We start from the raw sequence: 17,150 nt of genomic DNA on the forward strand, positions 1-17,150 counted from the left end.
ATATTAACAGTGGCCTCTGAAACGCCCCGGCGCTGAGAGGCGATTTCAGCGAAGAGACAACAAACTTGACGGTCAGCGTGGCATCAGGTCAGCGGCATCAGAATCAGCAGCGCCGCCAGTCAGCCCCCTCCGCCCGGCGGCCTTCCAGGGATCTGTTGGCTCTGCTGCGCCGAGCGCAGCTCGAGTGGAAGCCGTAAGAGAACTCGCCCGCGCCGAAGGTGTTGTACGCACCTTCGGTTCTCCGGCCTTCGCGGATCCGGCATTCGCCGTGGCGGCATTCCCAGCCATGGTCAGAAGCGGCCGCGCACGCTCAGCATCACGCTGCGCGGATCGCCGTAGTTGGGATAGTCCAGGTTGGTCCAGTAGGTCTTGTCGAGCGCATTGCGGATCGACAGGCCCAGGCTGAAGCGCTCGTTGAGCTGGTAGGTCGCATGCAGGTTCAGCAGCGCATAGGCGCCCTGGGTGACGGTGGTCGTGCCCAGGGTCGGATGCGCGATGCCGTAGCCGGTGACGGTGCTCTGGTAGTTCACGCCGCCGCCGACGCTCAGCCGCTCCCAGGCGCCGCCGAAGCGGTAGCTGGTGCTCAGCTGCAGCGTGTGGCGCGGCAGGTTCGCGTAGATCAGGTCCAGCGCGTGGCGGGTGATGCGCGTGTTGGCGTAACCGGCGCTCAGCGTCCAGCCCGGCGCGATCTGGCCGGCGACGTCGACTTCGAAGCCCCGCGTGCGGGTGCCGTTCACGCCGACGTAGGCGGAGCTGCCGTCCGGCAGCGAGCCCTCCGGCACCGCGACGTCGCGCACCGCGTAGTTGTCCTGCTTGGCCTCGAAGACCGCGGCCGACATCGCCAGGCGCTTGTCGAGAAACTCGCCCTTGATGCCGAACTCGGTGTTGCTGCCGCGGATCGGCGAGAGCAGGTTGTCGTTGCGGTCCTTGTAGTTCTGCGGCTTGAACAGATCGGTGTAGCTCGCATAGAGCGACAGCGCATCGCTCAGGTCGTAGACGATGCCCACATACGGCGAGACCTCGTTGCTGACCTTGTAGGCGCCGGTCGTGCCGGTGTAGGTGCCCGCCGTGTTGAAGGCGTCGGTGGCGGTCTTCCAGTAGCTCAGCCGCGCGCCGGTCACCAGCGACAGCGGCTCCAGCAGCTTCCATCGGCCCATCGCGAAGAGGCCGCTCTGCTCGGTCTCGGCGACGCGCTTGGCGCCGGTGGCGCTGAAGGTCGGCGCCGGCGCGCTGCCATCCCAGCTGCGGATGTCGGGGATGGCGTAGCTCCAGGCGGCCACCGAGGTGAGCGTGGGCGTGACGGTCGTGGTCTTCACGCCGTTGGCGCCGATCACCAGGTCATGCTTGCGGCCGAACAGCGACAGCGTGCCCGCGGCGTAGACGTCCAGGCTGTCGCGACGCTCCCAGCTCTTGCCAACGGCCGCCAGCAGCTTCAGCCCGGCGCCGGTGACCGGGTCCGGATAACCGCTGGCGTAGGTGGCCAGCCGGAAGGTGTCGCCTTCGCTGTGGTTGGCGATGGCCTTGAGCGTCCAGTCGTCGCCGAGCTTCTGCTCCAGCTGCGCGTAGAAGGTGCCGTTCTGGCGCGACCAGCGGGTCCAGGACGGCGAGAAGCTCGTCTCGCGCGGCAGGCCCGCGAGCGAGCCGTCCGAGGCAAAGCGCGGGATCGTGCCCCAGATCGGGCCCTGCGGCACGTTGTTCTGGTCCTGGTAGCCGAGCGTGACGGTGGTGCTGGCGCCCAGGTCGGCCTCGATGGTGGCCATGAAGGCCGTCTTGGTCTCGCTGTGGCGCTGGCGGAAGCCGTCACGCTCCTGCGCCGCCGCGATGAGGCGCGCGCGCACGCGGCCGTCCTGGGTCAGCGGCGTGTTGACGTCGGCCTCGATGCGGTGGAAGTCGTCGGTGCCCATCACCAGCCCGCCGTAGGCGGAGAAGGCCTTCTCGGGCCGCTTGCGGATCATGTTGACGGTCGCGGACGGGACGCCCGCGCCGGTGGTCAGCCCGTTGGCGCCGCGCACGACATCGATGCGCGAGTAGAAGACGGTGTCGAACTCCTGCTGCGTGTTGCCGCTGTAGGTGGGAATGCCGTCGATCTGGAAATCGGTGATCTGGAATCCGCGCGCGAAGTACAGCGGGCGCTGCGTGTCGTAGAAGGACACGTTCACGCCGGTGATGTTCTGCATCACGTCGTTGATGCTGATCAGCGTCTCGTTCTCGAGCCGGCTCGCGTCGATGCTGCTCATCGACTGCGGCGTCTCGCGCGCGCTCAGCGGCAGGCGCGTGCTGGCGCCCTCGAGCTTCTTGCGCGCGGCGCTGATGGTCACGCGGTCCAGCGCGTTGCGGCGACCGGCGCGCGGGCCGTCTTCGGCCGCGGATGAGGACGACGGCTCCGCCGCGTCGGGGGCGATCGCGACGGCGGCGTCCGCGGAGACGGTGGACCCGGCGGGTTCAGCCGCCGGCGCGTCGGCGGCGCGGACGGCCAGGGGGTGGGACTCGGCCAGTGCCAGGCCGGTGGACATCAGCAGCGCGACGGCGGCCGCGATGGGGGACAGGGAAGAACGCGACATGGGAAAGAGCAGCAGCAGGCGGGCGCAAGCCCGCACACCGGCGCGCACGGGCGCACCGGCCCCGAAGGGAGGTGGAGGGGATGGGCTTGCGGGTCCGGCTCCGGCATCGCGCGGGGCGCGCGACCAAGGTCGCGGGGCGCGGTGGAGCGTGGGAATCAGGCTGGCGCGAGGCTCAACCGCGCCGGTTTACCGGCCAGATGAGAACTCTTCTCATTGTAGAAACAGGCGCGGAGGCGCCACAGGCAAAGCCTGCCCCTGTGTGCGGTCTTCAGGCCAGCGCGACGCGGTTGCGCCCCAGGTGCTTGGCCCGCTCGACCGCAGCGTTGGCGCGCGCGATCAGCAGGTCGGTCGCATAGGGCGGCGCGTTTGCCAGGCCCATGCTGAGGGTCACGTCCAGGCCCGCCGCGAGCTGGTGCCAGGGATGCACCGACACGCTGGCGCGGATGCGCTCGCAGACCTCGAAGGCGCGGTCCGCCACGGTGTCGGGGAAGACCACCAGGAACTCCTCGCCGCTCCAGCGCAGCAGCAGGTCGGAGCCGCGCGTGTTCTCGCGCAGCAGCTGCGCCAGTTCCTGCAGCACGCGGTCGCCGGTCTCGTGGCCATGCCGCTCGTTGATGTTGCGCAGGCCGTCGGCGTCGATCAGGGCGACCGTCAGCGGCCGCGCTTCCTGCTCCGCCGCGCGCAGCAGCGGCGGCATGCGGGCCTCCAGGCAGCGGCGGTTGCCCAGCCCGGTGAGCGGATCCTTGAACTCGGCCGTGTCGCGCGTGTCGCCGCTCGTCGCGCCGCTGGCGAATTCCGCTTCCATCCGCGAGACGAAGTACTGCGACTGCGCCATCAGCTGCCCGACCGCGCGGCGTCGCTCCAGCGTGCGCGCCTGCTCCAGGTGGAACAGCGACGGCCCGAGCAGCGCCAGCGCCCGGGCCGCGCGGTAGCTGGCGTGATGCAGACGCAGGCTCAGGAACAGCGGCACCTGCGAAGGCGCGGCGGGCGCGGTCGCTGCGGCGTGCGGATCGGCACCGGCGTTCGCGCCGAGCGCCACCGTCTCCTCATGCAGCGCCTGCAGCTGCTGCCACGCGGCGCTGGACTGGCCGCGCGCCAGTTGCAGCTCGGCCAGCATGCAGCGCAGGCGCCAGTCGAGCAGGCGGAAGCCGGCGCGCTGGCTGTCGTCGCGGGCCTCGGTCAGCAGCGGCTCGGCTTCGTCGAGGCGGCCCATCAGCAGCAGCACCTCGCCGAAGTTGGAGGCGGTCAGCGCGATGCCGTAGCGGTCGCCGAGTTGCAGCGAATGCGGGCGCGCCTCGCGGGCGAGTTCCAGCGCGCGCTCGAGCGTGCGGGGCGCCTGCTCCGGCGCGGCGCCGTCGCGCTGCAGGTGGTACGCGCCGAGCGCGACGGTGCACAGGTTGGTCAGCGTGACCACGCGCTCGTAGGGCGTGGGGTTGGTGCGCAGCAGGCCGGCCGCCTCGCTCATCAGGCGCTCGGCCTGCCACGGGTCGCCCATGCGCTCGAAGCAGGCGCCCAGGCCGTTCAGCGCGACGGCATGCAGCCGCAGGTCACCCAGCTCGCCGGCGAGCTTGAGCGCCTCATGCGCGCAGGCCAGGCCTTGCTCGTAGGCGCCGAGCTCACAGGCGGCCAGGCTCATCCAGCGCAGCAGTTCGCAGGCGGCGGGACTGGCGCCAAGCGGCCGCATCAATCGCAATGCGCGCTCGCCGACGTCCAGCATGCCCGGCAGGTCGCCCATGCGCAGGCGGAAGAAGCTGCGCAGCTTGCCGGCTTCGGCCTGCTCGTTGATGAAGCCTTCGGCATCGGCGCGATGCCAGACGGCATCGGCCAGCGCGAGGCCGTCGTCCAGGCGCGCCTGCTGCTGCGCGAGACGGGCGCGCGCCAGCAGCTCGCTCAGCGGCACGCCGTCGAGGGCTGCCGGGGACATCGGATCGGAGGAGGGATCGCCGCTCGGAAACATCCGGCAAGCGTAGCCGATCGGGCGGCGCGCTCACCACCGGCCCAGCGGCGATGGCAGTCCCGACCCGTCTACTTGCTGGTGGGCATCACGAACTCGGCGCCCTTGGCGATGCTCGCCGGCCAGCGCTGCATGACGCTCTTCTGCTTCGTATAGAAGCGCACGCCCTCCTCGCCATAGGCATGCATGTCGCCGAAGAGGCTCTTCTTCCACCCGCCGAAGCCATGCCAGGCCATCGGCACCGGGATCGGCACATTGATGCCGACCATGCCGACCTGCACGCGACGCGCGAACTCGCGCGCCACGTTGCCATCGCTGGTGAAGCAGGCGACGCCGTTGCCGAATTCATGCCCGTTGACCAGCTCCAGCGCCTCGCCGAAGTCCTTCACCCGCACGCAGGCCAGCACCGGCCCGAAAATCTCTTCCTTGTAGAGGCGCATCGACGGCCGCACGTGGTCGAACAGCGTGCCGCCGGTGAAGAAGCCGTCCGGCAGGCCCTCCACCTGATGGCCCCGGCCGTCGACGACCAGCGTCGCGCCTTCCTCGACCCCGTGGGCGATCGCGCCCTCGATGCGGTCACGCGCCTCGCGCGTGACGATCGGTCCCATCTCCGCATCCAGCGACATGCCGTTCTTGATCTTGAGCGCCTTCGCCCGCTCCGCCAGCTTGGGCACGATGCGGTCCGCGACGTCGCCGACCAGCACCGCCACCGAGATCGCCATGCAGCGCTCGCCCGCCGAGCCGTAGGCGGCGCCGATCAGCGCGTCGACGGCCTGGTCGATGTCGGCGTCGGGCATGACGACCATGTGGTTCTTCGCGCCGCCCAGCGCCTGCACGCGCTTGCCGTGGCGGGCGCCGGTCTCGTAGATGTACTGCGCGATCGGCGTGGAGCCGACGAAGCTGAGCGCGCGCACGTCGGGGTGGTGCAGCAGCGCGTCGACGACCTGCTTGTCGCCCTGCACGACCTGGAAGATGCCGTCCGGCAGGCCGGCCTGCTGGAACAGCTCGGCGATGGCCAGGCTGGGCGACGGATCGCGCTCGCTGGGCTTGAGGATGAAGGCGTTGCCGGTGGCGATGGCGATCGGCGCCATCCACATCGGGACCATGAAGGGGAAGTTGAAGGGCGTGATGCCCGCGACCACGCCCAGCGGCTGGCGGGTGGTCCAGTTGTCGATGCCGGTGGAGACCTGCTCGGTGAAGTCGCCCTTGAGCAGCTGCGGCACGCCGCAGGCGAACTCGACGACGTCGATGCCGCGCGAGACCTCGCCCTGGGCGTCGGTGAAGACCTTGCCGTGCTCGGCGGTGATCATCGCGGCGAGGCGGTCGCGGTGCTGGTTCAGCAGCTCCAGGAACTTGAACATCACCCGCGCCCGGCGCAGCGGCGGCGCGTCGGCCCAGGCCGGGAAGGCGGCCTGCGCGGCGGCGACGGCGGCATCGACGTCCGCCGCGCTGCCCAGCTGCAGTTGCCGCGCCACCTGGCCGGTCGCCGGGTTGAAGACCGCCTGGCTGCGTCCCGAGCTCGCCGGGCGACGCTCGCCGGCGATGAAGTGGGTGATGTCGGCGTTGTCGGTGAAAGCGACGGGGGCGACGGGGGCGCTCTGGCTCATGGCGGTCTCCTGCTTCTTGGGGGATCGCCGTGAGTCTAGGCAGCGCGCCCTGCCCCGCCTAGGCCAGATCGCCGATCACATTGTTCGATAGACTGAACAAATGGCCCCGCGCTCCCCTGCCTCCTCCCCCGTCCGGGCCGAAGTCCGGGACGAACTGCTGTGGTCACAGCTGCAGGCGCTGATCGCGGTCGCGCGGCTGGGCAGCTTCACGAAGGCGGCGCAGCGGCTCAACCTGTCGAAGGCGGCGGTGAGCCAGCGGATCGCCGACCTGGAACGCCACCTGGACCAGCAGCTGGTGCAGCGCACGACGCGCTCGGTGCGGCTGAGCGAAGCGGGCTCGCGCCTGGTCGAGCAGGCCGAGCCCGGCCTGGCCCTGCTCAGCCGCAGCCTGGGCGAGGCCCGCGAGTCCGCCGGCGCGCCGCGCGGCCTGCTGCGTGTGACCGCGCCGGTGGCGCTCGGGCGGCAGCATGTGGCGCCCGCGCTGCCGGCCTTCTTCGAACGGTATCCGGAGCTGCGCATCGAGCTCGACCTGTCCGACCGGCTGGTGCCGCTGGCGCAGGAGGGCTTCGACCTGGCGATCCGCCACACCAGCGCGCCGCCGGACACCCATGTCGCGTTCAAGCTCTGCCCGTCGCGCGCGCTGCTGACGGCCAGCCCGGCCTACCTCGCGCGCGCGGGCCGGCCCCAGCATCCGGCGGAACTGGCGCAGCATCACTGCCTGCCCTACCTGCGCCCGGGGCCAGCGCAATGGTTCTTCGAGCGCGCCGCCAGCGCGCCGGCGCCCGAGCGCCTGCGCGTGCCGGTGCAAGGCCTCTTCCGCGCGAGCAACAGCGAGGTGCTGCGCGACGCGGCGCTGTCGGGGCTTGGCATCGCGCTGCTGCCGGACTTCAGCGCCCGCGACGCGATGCGCGACGGCCGTCTGGTGGAGGTGCTGCCGGACTGGCGCGCCATCGGCTTCTTCGGCGACGCGATCTACGCCATCCATCCGTGGAGCAGCCACACGCCGCAGGGCGTGCGGCTGCTGGTGGATCACCTCAAGGGCGTGATGGGCGGCGGCTACTGAAGGCTCAGCGCGTGACCTTCACCGCGCTCAAGGGCACCAGCGCGAGCAGCGCAGCCAGCAGCCAGAACGCGGTCGACAGTCCGACGCCCGCCGCGAGGAAGCCGATCAACGCCGGCCCGAGCAGCACGCCCGCATAACCCGCCGTCGTCACCGCCGAGACGGCGAACGCGGCGGGCATCACGGTCTGCTGGCCGGCGCGCCGGAACAGCACCGGCACGAGGTTGGACGCGCCCAGGCCGATCAGCACGAAGCCCGCGAAGGCCACCGCGCGGACCGGCGCGAGCAGCAAGGCGGCCACGCCCAGCACCGCGACCACGCCGCCCACGACCAGCGTCCGCCGATCGCCCAGGCGCGCGACCACCGCGTCGCCGGTGAGCCGTCCCGCCGTCATCGCGATCGAGAACAGCATGAAGCCGATGCCGCCCTGCGCCGGCGCGACCAGCTTGGCCTCGGTCAGCAGCAGCGCGCTCCAGTCCAGCACGGCGCCCTCCGCGAGGAAGGTCACCGCGGCGAGCAGCGCCATCAGCCACACCAGGCCGCGCGGCATCACGAACAGCGGCCCGCTGGACGAGCGCGCCGTCTCCAGCACATAGGGCCAGGCGACGACGACCGCCAGCGCCATCAGCGCGGCGCCCAGCAGCGTCGCGTGCAGCGGCTCGAAGTCCATCGACAGCAGCAGCGTCATGAAGGCCGCGCCGATGAAGCCGCCCACGCTGTAGAGCCCATGGAATCCGGACATCAGCGGCTTGCCCGCCGCGCGCTCGACCTCCAGCGCGTTGATGTTCATCGCGACGTCGAGCGATCCCAGGCATGCGCCGAAGGCCGCCAGCGCCAGGCCCAAAGTCGAGGGCGAGCCCGCGAAGGCCAGCAAGGGCAGCAGCGCCGCCATGCCGAAGCCGCTGCAGACCATCACCAACCGCGTGCCGAAGCGCGTGCTCAGCATGCCGGCGGCGACCATCGCCACGACCGAGCCCAGGCCCAGGCACAGCAGCAGCACGCCGAGCGCGCCTTCATCGACGCCCAGCCGCTGCCGCGCGAAAGGCACCAGCGGCGCCCAGCAGGCGACGCCGAAGCCCGCCACCAGGAAGGCCAGGCGCACGGCGAGGCGATGCTCGGGTTTCTCGACCACGGGCTCGGCGCCCGTGAGGTTCTGCGGCGCGGCGCTCATGCCGCGGTCTCCACGGCGATCACGTCGACCCCGGCTTCGCGCAGGCCGCGCACCACGCCGGCATCGAGGTCCTGCTCGATCACCGCCGTCTTGAGCATCGCGAAGTCGGCGATGTGGTGCGGCGCCGCGGCGCGCGCCTTGTCGCTGGTCAGCAGCGCCACGACCTCGCGGCTGTTCCGGACCAGCGTGCGCTTGAAGGCGGCCTCGCTGAACTGCATCGTCATGACGCCATCCGCCACCGACAGCGAACAGACGCCGATGAAGCAGCGATCGATGCGCATCCGGGACAGCGCGTCGACCGCGGCCGCGTCCACGCAGCCGCCAAGGTGACGATCGACCTCGCCGCCCAGCATCAGCAGCCGCAGGTCCTGGCGGCGCAGCACCGCCGCCGCCACGTCGACCGCGTTGGTGGCGATGGTCAGCTCAGCGTCTTCCGGCAGGAACTCGATCAGCGCGAGATTGGTGCTCCCGGTGTCGATGAACACCAGCTCGCCGGGCCGGACCGTCGCGGCGCCCGCCTGCGCGAGCGCCGACTTGCGCCCCGGCGCCTCGCGCAACCTCGCCGCCAGCGGGCGGTCGCTGTCCTGGAGCGGCACCGCGCCGCCATAGACGCGGCGGCACAGACCATCGGCCGCGAGCGCGCGCAGGTCGCGGCGGATCGCGTCCTCGGACAGCTTGAACTCGGCGGCGAGATCCGCCGCCACCACGGAGTGGCCGGCCGAGAGGCGCTCGGCGATGAGCTGCCGGCGGGCTTGGGGAAGGTCGGGTTGCGTCATATCGCGCCTCGGTTGAAGCGCCGCAGTATGCATGATTGATCTCGTTTTTGCACGTTCATGCACGATTTATCGACCGCTGCTCGCACCGGGGCAGGCCGCCGTTTCACCCCCCTGCCGCCTCCCCCGCTGTGGGGAAACATCCCTGATCCGAGGGGCCTCGCCTTCCCTCCCATGGGGGTCGGCCTCCCTAGTCCATGGGTTTTTTCGTGAAGCGCCGCCGCCGAAAGTCGCCCCGGGCGGTCGATGTTGGCCGTCAGGAGACAGGTATGACTTTGTTGACTGTGATGCGTCGTCGCATGGCCGCCTGGGCGGCCCTATGCGGCGCGACCGCTGCGCTGCTGGGCATGACGCCCGCCGCGGCACAAACCCTCAAGCCCGAGACCGACGTGGTCCAGGGCGTGACCCTGCGCACCGGCGAGGCGCTGCGCGTGGGCGGCTACTCGGCGCTGCGCGCGAAGGCGCTGCAATCGCCGCGCAAGCTGCGGTTGATCGCGCGGCTGTCGGCCTACGCGACCGGGGCCGGTCCCGCCGGCGAGCCCTTGCGCGCGATCGGCGAGACGCCCGCGATCCGCGGCGCACGCGACCAGCTGGTGCTGCGCCTGCGAGCCCGCGGCGCCGACGCGGTGGAAGGCCTGCCCGACACCGCGCTGGTGGTGATGGAGGTCGATGCGGCCCAGCTCGATGCGCTGGTCGCCAACGGCGAGATCGCCGAGCTGACCGAGGACGTGCCGGTGCCGGCGACGCTGGCCGAGTCCGGCCCGCTGGTGCGGGCGCCGCAGGCCCATGCGCTGGGCGCGCGCGGCGCCGGCACGACGGTGGCCATCCTCGACACCGGCGTGCAGGCCAATCATCCGTTCCTGAACGGGCGCGTCGTCGAGGAGGCCTGCTTCTCGACGACCTCGGCGGCCAACAACTCGACCTCGGTCTGCCCGGGCGGCGCGTCCAGCAGCACGGCGGTCGGCTCCGGCGCGGCCTGCGCGATCAGCGGCTGCGACCATGGCACCCACGTGGCCGGCATCGCCGCCGGCCGCGCCACCGGCGCCACCACCTTCAACGGCATGGCGCCCGACGCCAACCTCATGGCGGTGCAGGTGTTCTCGCGCTTCACCGACTCGCCGGGCAACACGCCCTGCGCGAACTCGAACAAGGCCTCGCCCTGCATCCTGAGCTTCACCTCGGACCAGATCCGCGGCCTGCAGCGGGTGCTGGAGCGGCGCGCGGCGCGCAACATCGTCTCGGCCAACATGAGCCTGGGCGGCGGCGTCAACGCCGCGGCCTGCGATGCCGATGCCCGCAAGGACGTCATCGACGACCTGCTGGCCGTGCGCGTGGCCACGGTGATCGCGTCGGGCAACAACGGCTCGGCCACCGGCGTCAGCGCGCCGGGCTGCATCTCGACCGCGGTGACGGTGGGCTCGACGACCAAGAGCGACCTCGTCTCCAGCTTCTCCAACAGCGCGGCGCTGGTTGACCTGCTGGCGCCGGGATCGGGCATCACCTCGTCGGTGACCGGCAGCGGCTTCGGCGCGAAGAACGGCACCTCGATGGCGACGCCCCATGTGGCGGGCGCCTTCGCGGCGATCCGCTCGGTCGTGCCGAGCGCCAACGTCGGCGACATCCTCGGCGCGCTGCAGGTCACCGGCGTGGCGATCACCGACACGCGCAACAACCTCACGCGCCGGCGCATCAACCTGGAAGCGGCGGTGAACCAGCTCGCGCCGCAGCCCTTCGCGCTGTCCAGCGGCATGCTGTTCCAGATGCATGCCGACGGTCGCATCTGGGCCCACACCGGCGTGGCCTGCAACGGCGCCGGCTGCCCGGGCTGGGTGCTGCTCGACGCCAACCCGGCGACGCGCGCGATCGCGGCCGGCGGCAACGCGCTGTACCAGCTGCACGCGGACGGGAAGGTCTGGCGCTATACCGGCATCCGCTGCGGCGGCAATGCCTGCCCGGGCTGGCAGATGCTGGACAACAACCCGGCGACGAAGCAGATCGCGGCGGGCGGCACCTCGCTCTACCAGCGGCATGCGGACGGGAAGATCTGGCGCTCGACCGGCGCGGCCTGCTCGGGCAACAGCTGCCCGGGCTGGACGATGCTGGACAACAACCCGGCCACGGTCGACATCGTCGCGGACGGCACGCGGCTCTACCAGCTGCACAACACCGGCGCGATCTGGCGCTCGACCGGCGCGGCCTGCTCCGGCAACAGCTGCCCCGGCTGGACCCAGCTGGACAACAACCCGCATGCCAAGGCGCTGGCCGCGGCGGGCGGCCAGCTGTACCAGCGGCATGACACCGGCGCGATCTGGCGTTCGACCGGCGTGGCCTGCTCCGGCAACAGCTGCCCCGGCTGGACGATGCTGGACAACAACCCGGCGGCGCGCGAGATCGCGGCCAATGTCGGCGGGCTGTTCCAGCGCCATGCGGACGGCAAGATCTGGCGCTTCACCGGCCAGGTGTGTTCCGGCAACAGCTGCCCGGGCTGGACGATGCTCGACAACAACGGCGCGACCGTGCAGATCGAGGCGGCCACCAGCGGGCTCTACCAGCGCCATGGCAATGGCCGCATCTGGCGCTCGACGGGCGCGGCCTGCTCCGGCAACAGCTGCCCGGGCTGGGTGATGCTGGACAACAATCCGGCGACCAGCACCATCGTGACGGCCCAGCCATGAGGGCCCGGTCACCGCGTCTGTCGCGCCTGCGCATGCCGGCGTGCATCGCCGCCGCCCTGATGGGCACGGCCTGCGCGCTGATGGGCGGCGACGGCGCGGTGGCTGGCTCACCGGGTGCGCCGCTGTTTTCTTCCACCGTGGAGTGCCCCGCCATGGAGGCCATCGAAGGCGCCGCGGCGCTGCTCGCGTCGCTGGACCGCAGCCCGGACCGCACGGCCCGCGTGCTGCTGCGGCTCAAGCCGGGGCCGGCCGCGATGGCCGGCGCACGGCGCGCGCTCGACGCGGCAAAGGTCGTGGGCGAGCCGGTCGGCGGCCGGCCGCTGCTGGTCGCCGAGCTCACCGCGGCGCAGCTGCGGACGGTGCTCGCGAGTTGCGAGGTGATTGCCGTCCAGCCGGACGAGGCCGTGCCACCGAGCTGACCTTCGGCGAGGCGGAAGCGGCGCTGTCATGATGTCGCCCAGCCGAGGCCCATCCCGGGCCGATTGCCAAGGAGCGCCCATGAGCACCGCATCGATGCTGTCGACCCTGTTCCGCTACCAGGCCTGGGCCCACGACGGGTTCCTGCGGGCGATCGAGGACCTCGATGCCGAGCGGTTCGGGGAGGCGCGCCACCTGGCGCTGCGCGTGCTGAATCACGTCTACGTGGTCAACCAGATCTTCACCGGCCATCTGACCGGCCAGCCGCACGGCTACGAGGCCAACAACACCGTCGACACGCCCACGCCGCAGGCGCTGCGCGCGGCGCATGCGGCATCGGACCGTTGGTTGCTGGAGTACGTCGCGGCCATCACGCCCGAGCAACTGGCCGAGCGCATCGCGTTCACCTTCACCGACGGCGGCCGCGGCGCGATGACGCGCGAGGAGATGCTCTTCCACGTGGTGACCCACGACGGGTACCACCGTGGCGAGGTGGGACGGATGCTCAAGCAGATCCAGTCACCGCTGCCGTGGGACACCTTCGCGGTGTTCCTGCATCAGGATCAGCCGGAGCGGCGCGGGCAGGGCTGAGGGCGGACCTCAGTCCGCGGGCCTCACGTAGTAGAGATCGAACTCGCCCTCTTCCACCAACTCGAATCCGTGCCGCTGATAGAAGCGGTTGGAGTCGCTCTGTTTCAGCGCGCCGACACGCACCGGCAGGTGGAGTGCTCGCGCTTCGCGGAAGACTTCGGCGAGCACGCCGGCGCCGATGCCGCGTCCCTGCCAGGCCGGATCGATATAGAGATGATCCAGCGCCAGCCAGCCGGGCTGCTGCGTCGTGACGACGAAGCCAAGGCGCTGCCCGTCGACGACGATGTGGCGCGTGCGCTCGGGATCGAAGCTGGAGAGAAAGCGCTCGCGCGCCCGCTGCGGATCGAAGCGGCCGATGCGTTCGAGGCTCTCGCGCATCGCGGCGATGCGCAGCGCCACAAGGGCTTCGGCGTCGTCCAGGACGGCGGCGTCGAACCGGAGAACGGCGGGGCTTGGCACGGTCGGCATGGCGCGCATCGTAAGCGCGGTGCCGATTGATTCGGACCCACAAAAAAGGACGCCCGACCAGCGGAGCTGACCGGGCGTTGCAAGTCCTAGAAAGGACGTCGTTGGGATCGGTGCCGTCCATCGGGGCCGAAGGCCGCGCCGTTGGAAGGCGTGAGGTGGACTCTAGGGCGAACCCTGAGGACGCGGCATCCCCTCAAGGTGGGATACCTGGGGAAATTGGTCAGCAGGTGTAAGGAGCACTCCGCATTACGGAAAACCGCAGCGGGTCTCACGCCGCGACCCATGACTTCCGTTCGCCGGCGCACACAAGGCATCCCGGCCGCCGTGCCCAGGCGCGGATCCTGCCGCTGCTGTCGTGGACAACGCGGTTGCGCCGCGGGTCGCTTCAAGCGGCGTACACGCGCGCCGGATAATCCCGCCCCATGACCGCGCCCAAGCCTCCCAAGAAGTCCGCGCCCCGGCCGCCTGCAAGCAAGACCTCGGGCTCGCCCGCGAGGGCCGGCACGCCGTCGCACGGGCCGCGTCCGCAGCCTCACCGCCCTGCGATCGACGCGCCCAGCGCGCCGCCGGAGCCCTGGAGCGACGACGACCTCGACGAGCTGCAGTCGCTGCTCGACGAAGTCCCGGCGCCGCTGGAGCCGCTCGATGCCTCGATGCTCGACGGCTTCCTGGTCGCGCTGATCCTGCAGCCCAAGCCGGTGCCGCTGTCCGACTGGTGGCGCTGGGTGCTCGATGCCGAGGAGGGTCGGCCCGCCCCGGCGCGCTACGACGCCCAGCCGCTGCTGCAGCTGGTCCAGCGCCGCGAGCATCAGCTCAAGCAGGCCATCGCCGATCGGCAGTGGTTCGACCCCTGGGTCTTCGAGCTGGACGAGGACGCGTCCCCGTCGGAGACCGTGCTGCCCTGGGTCGCCGGTTTCGCGCTGGCCGCCGACCTGTTCCCGGCGCTGATGAACCTGGACGAGTCCGAGCTCAACGAGCCGCTCGCCCAGCTCTACATGCATCTGGATCCCGAGGACCTCGAGGACGCGGATGCGCTGCTCGAGGAGATCGAGAGCCTGGAGCCGCCCGAGGAACTGGACGAGGCGGTCGAGAGCCTGGTGCGGGCCAGCCTGCTGCTGGCGGACATCTCGCGGCCGCGCCCCGCGCCGAAACCGCAGCGGTCGGGTGGCCCCGGCGGACCGAGGGGTTCGGGCGGCCCCGCCGGTCCGCGCCGCGGCGGACCGCCGCCCCGCCGGCCCCGGTGAGGCTCAGCGCGCGGCGGGCGCCTTGGGCTCGGCGTCCGCGGCTTCCGCAGTGGTCGGCGTCGCGATCGGCGCGCCGGGCCCCACCTGCCGCTTCATCCACTCGCTCATCTCCCACAGCGTGTGCCCCACCGACTCGCGCGCCGAGTAGCCGTGCGATTCGAAGGGCAGCGTGACGTAGCGCACCGAGCCGCCGGTGCCCGCGAGCGCCTGGTACAGCCGCGCGCTCTGCATCGGGAAGGTGCCGGGGTTGTTGTCCAGCTCGCCGTGGATCAGCAGCAGCGGCTCCTTGAGCCGGTCGGCGTAGTTGAACGGCGAGAGCTTCTGGTAGACCTCCTGCGCCTCCCAGTAGGTCCGGCGCTCGCTCTGGAAACCGAAGGGCGTGAGGCTGCGGTTGTAGGCGCCGCTGCGCGCGATGCCCGCCTTGAACAGCCGCGTGTGGGCCAGCAGGTTGGCCGTCATGAAGGCGCCGTAGCTGTGGCCGCCCACCACCATGTGGTCGCGATCGCTGACGCCAAGGTCCACCGCCTTGTCGATGATGGCCTGCGCGTTGGCGGTGATCTGCGCGATGAAGCTGTCGTTCACCGTCTTGGGATCGCCCACCACCGGCATCGTCGCGTCCATCAGCACGACGTAGCCGTCCAGCAGCAGCATCAGCGGGCTGGTGCCCGGGAAGACGTTGAAGCGGTTGCTGGAGCCGCTGACCTGGCCCGCGGTCGAGGCGTCGGTGTACTCCAGCGGATAGGCCCAGACGACGGTCGGCCGGCGCTCGCCGGGCTGGTAGCCGGGCGGCTTGTACAGCCAGAACGACAGCGCCACGCCGTCCTCGCGCTTGAAGCGCACGAACTCGCGCTGGATCTCGCGCAGCTGCGGCGCCGGGTCCTTGACGTCCGTCAGCGGCGTCAGCTCGGCCAGTGACGGACCGCCGCGCAGCACCACGTTGCCTGGCTCGCTGACGCTCTCGCGCACCGTCAGCACGCGGCGGCCCTCGCCATCGAACACCGCCAGCGGACGCTCATGGTGCGCGGCGTCGCCGCCGTTGACCGGCGCGCCGGACTGGAACACCCGCGACTTCTTGTTGTCGGCGAGCCCCAGGCGATCGATGAAGGGCTTGTCGCCCTCGGGGCTGGCGCCGGTGCCGAAGTACCAGAGCGCGCCCTCGTCGACCCGCACGACCGCGCGGCCGGTGGGCAACATCCGCTGCAGCGGCGTACCGGGATCGCGATAGCGGTCGCGCACCGAGCGCTCGATCAGCCGCTGCGCGGCCGCGCCGCCGTCCATCGTGACCAGCTCGGTCGAGGTGCGCATCTTCGCCAGGTCGAAGTCCTGCACCAGCGCCTGCCGGCCGCCCTCGAGGAAATCGAGCCGGCTCAGCCGCTGCGCGACGCGGTGCACCTCGCGCGCCTCGCCGGTGTAGGGCGGGTCCAGCCGCATCAGGCGGTCGCGGTGCGGCGCGGGCACGCGGGTGTCGCCGCCATCGAGCGCCTCGACCCAGTAGACGGCGCCGTCCGCGCCCGGCGAGGCGAAGAAGTGACGCGGTCCGGTGATGACGCCCTCGACCGGCACGCCTTCCTTCAGCCGCGTGCGGCCGATGGGCACGACCTTGCCGTCGACGCCGCGCACCTCGGCCTGGGCCGCGAAGTCGTCCCAGCCGACCTGGTAGCTGAACGGCTCCAGCAGCCGCATCGTCAGCAGCTGGCCCGGCGTACCGAGCGCCTCGATATGGCTGAACAGGCCGGGCTCTCCGATCGGCCGCACCGCGCCGGTGTTCAGGTCGACGCGCGCCAGCTGCGAGCTCGCGTGATGCGCGAAGACGGCCGCCTCCTGCGCGTTGCCCAGCAGGTCCTGCTGCGTGCGCTCCGGCGAGTTGCGGCCGATGGATTCCTGGATCGACGGCCCCGACGGCGCGTTGAACACCGGCGCCGGCCCGCGCTTGGCGGGCACCGTCAGCGTGACCAGCTCATGGTCGTTGAGCCACACGACGTCGTTCTCCAGCATCGTGTGCAGCTTGAGCCGGGGCACCGCCTTGAGCTTGCCGGTCGCGACCTCGCCCACCCACAGCTCGACCGCGGTGTCGGTGCGGCGGTTCAGCAGGAAGCGCTTGCCGTCGGGCGAGAAGCGCAACTGATGGAAGGCGCCGCCGGCCGGCAGCGCGACGGGGCGCTCGGTCCCCTCGGCACCGCCTTGCAGCGGGCGTAGCGACAGCGACTCGATCGCGGTGATCAGCTGCGGGCTGTCGGTCGCCGGGTCGTAGCGCAGGCCGGCGTGGCGCAGCACCGGCCGGGCCAACTCGGCAACGGTGCGCAGCTTGCGCGGCACCACGATGGCCAGCGTGCGCTGGTCGGGTGAGACCAGGTAGCTCGGCAGCGCCTTGGCATCGAGCACCGCGCGGATCGCCGGCGACGGCTGCTGGTAGATCTGCGCGAGCGTCGCAGCCGAGGTCAGCGCCGAGGTGGCGGCCGGCTCGTCCGCCGACGCGGCGCGGGCGGCGCTCGCGGCAAGCCCGCCCAACGCGGCGGCCAGGGACAGGGTGAGCGGGATCAGCGACGGGACGCGCGCTTGGGACATGGATGGACACCGTGAAGCGAAGGAAGGCGGCAATCTAGCAGCGCCCTCCGCCGCTGTCGGGGCG

12 protein-coding genes are annotated in these 17,150 nt (G+C 71.4%); 5 read left to right on the forward strand and 7 right to left on the reverse strand.

Annotated elements, in window-relative coordinates; all coding sequences use genetic code 11:
* Nucleotides 1–290: 290 nt before the first annotated feature.
* The 3 genes from BM393_RS17515 to BM393_RS17525 all read right to left on the reverse strand — a co-directional run bounded on the left by BM393_RS17515 (nucleotide 291) and on the right by BM393_RS17525 (nucleotide 6,122).
* Nucleotides 291–2,561: a TonB-dependent siderophore receptor gene (locus BM393_RS17515; RefSeq protein ID WP_175538389.1), complete on the reverse strand. Its 2,271-nt coding sequence runs from the start codon at nucleotides 2,559–2,561 to the stop codon at nucleotides 291–293.
* A 268-nt stretch (nucleotides 2,562–2,829) separates the two neighbouring features.
* The gene (locus tag BM393_RS17520; protein ID WP_175538390.1) at nucleotides 2,830–4,485 is read right to left on the reverse strand and encodes a diguanylate cyclase; all 1,656 of its coding nucleotides are present in this window, start codon (nucleotides 4,483–4,485) and stop codon (nucleotides 2,830–2,832) included.
* A 101-nt stretch (nucleotides 4,486–4,586) separates the two neighbouring features.
* On the reverse strand, nucleotides 4,587–6,122 hold the full coding sequence (locus BM393_RS17525; RefSeq protein WP_091729235.1) for a CoA-acylating methylmalonate-semialdehyde dehydrogenase: 1,536 nt from the start codon (nucleotides 6,120–6,122) through the stop codon (nucleotides 4,587–4,589).
* 100 nt (nucleotides 6,123–6,222) lie between these two features.
* Here BM393_RS17525 and BM393_RS17530 point away from each other — a divergent pair, with 100 nt between their 5' ends.
* Nucleotides 6,223–7,185 (forward strand): LysR family transcriptional regulator, encoded by a 963-nt coding sequence (locus tag BM393_RS17530; protein ID WP_091729238.1) that lies wholly within the window; start codon nucleotides 6,223–6,225, stop codon nucleotides 7,183–7,185.
* Nucleotides 7,186–7,189: 4 nt separating this feature from the next.
* On the opposite strand, the gene BM393_RS17535 is transcribed toward BM393_RS17530, so the two are convergent.
* Entirely contained in the window at nucleotides 7,190–8,353 is a 1,164-nt protein-coding gene (locus BM393_RS17535) for an MFS transporter (RefSeq protein ID WP_091729242.1), read from the reverse strand.
* Nucleotides 8,350–9,162 (reverse strand): DeoR/GlpR family DNA-binding transcription regulator, encoded by an 813-nt coding sequence (locus BM393_RS17540; RefSeq protein ID WP_404932656.1) that lies wholly within the window; start codon nucleotides 9,160–9,162, stop codon nucleotides 8,350–8,352. Before BM393_RS17540 ends, BM393_RS17535 begins: the two co-directional genes overlap by 4 nt.
* A gap of 233 nt (nucleotides 9,163–9,395) precedes the next feature.
* Between BM393_RS17540 and BM393_RS17545 the strand changes: the two genes are divergently transcribed.
* From BM393_RS17545 to BM393_RS17555, 3 genes are all read left to right on the forward strand, one after another.
* Nucleotides 9,396–11,801, forward strand: a complete 2,406-nt coding sequence (locus BM393_RS17545) for a S8 family serine peptidase (protein WP_175538391.1) — start codon at nucleotides 9,396–9,398, stop codon at nucleotides 11,799–11,801.
* Nucleotides 11,798–12,220 carry a hypothetical protein gene (locus BM393_RS17550; RefSeq protein WP_217648464.1) on the forward strand — a complete coding sequence of 141 codons (423 nt, stop codon included), beginning with the start codon at nucleotides 11,798–11,800 and terminating at the stop codon, nucleotides 12,218–12,220. The genes BM393_RS17545 and BM393_RS17550 overlap by 4 nt, the downstream gene beginning before the upstream one ends.
* A gap of 79 nt (nucleotides 12,221–12,299) precedes the next feature.
* Complete coding sequence (locus tag BM393_RS17555) at nucleotides 12,300–12,809, forward strand: DinB family protein (protein WP_091729258.1); 510 nt, start codon at nucleotides 12,300–12,302, stop codon at nucleotides 12,807–12,809.
* Between the two features lie 9 nt (nucleotides 12,810–12,818).
* On the opposite strand, the gene BM393_RS17560 is transcribed toward BM393_RS17555, so the two are convergent.
* A complete protein-coding gene (locus BM393_RS17560; protein ID WP_091731754.1) occupies nucleotides 12,819–13,277 on the reverse strand; it encodes a GNAT family N-acetyltransferase in 459 nt (152 codons plus the stop codon).
* 422 nt (nucleotides 13,278–13,699) lie between these two features.
* Between BM393_RS17560 and BM393_RS17565 the strand changes: the two genes are divergently transcribed.
* Entirely contained in the window at nucleotides 13,700–14,521 is an 822-nt protein-coding gene (locus tag BM393_RS17565) for a YecA family protein (RefSeq protein WP_091729261.1), read from the forward strand.
* 3 nt (nucleotides 14,522–14,524) lie between these two features.
* On the opposite strand, the gene BM393_RS17570 is transcribed toward BM393_RS17565, so the two are convergent.
* Entirely contained in the window at nucleotides 14,525–17,086 is a 2,562-nt protein-coding gene (locus BM393_RS17570; RefSeq protein ID WP_091729265.1) for a S9 family peptidase, read from the reverse strand.
* Nucleotides 17,087–17,150: the final 64 nt, after the last annotated feature.

Source organism: Mitsuaria sp. PDC51 (assembly GCF_900113225.1).
Classification (GTDB): Bacteria; Pseudomonadota; Gammaproteobacteria; order Burkholderiales; family Burkholderiaceae_C; genus Roseateles.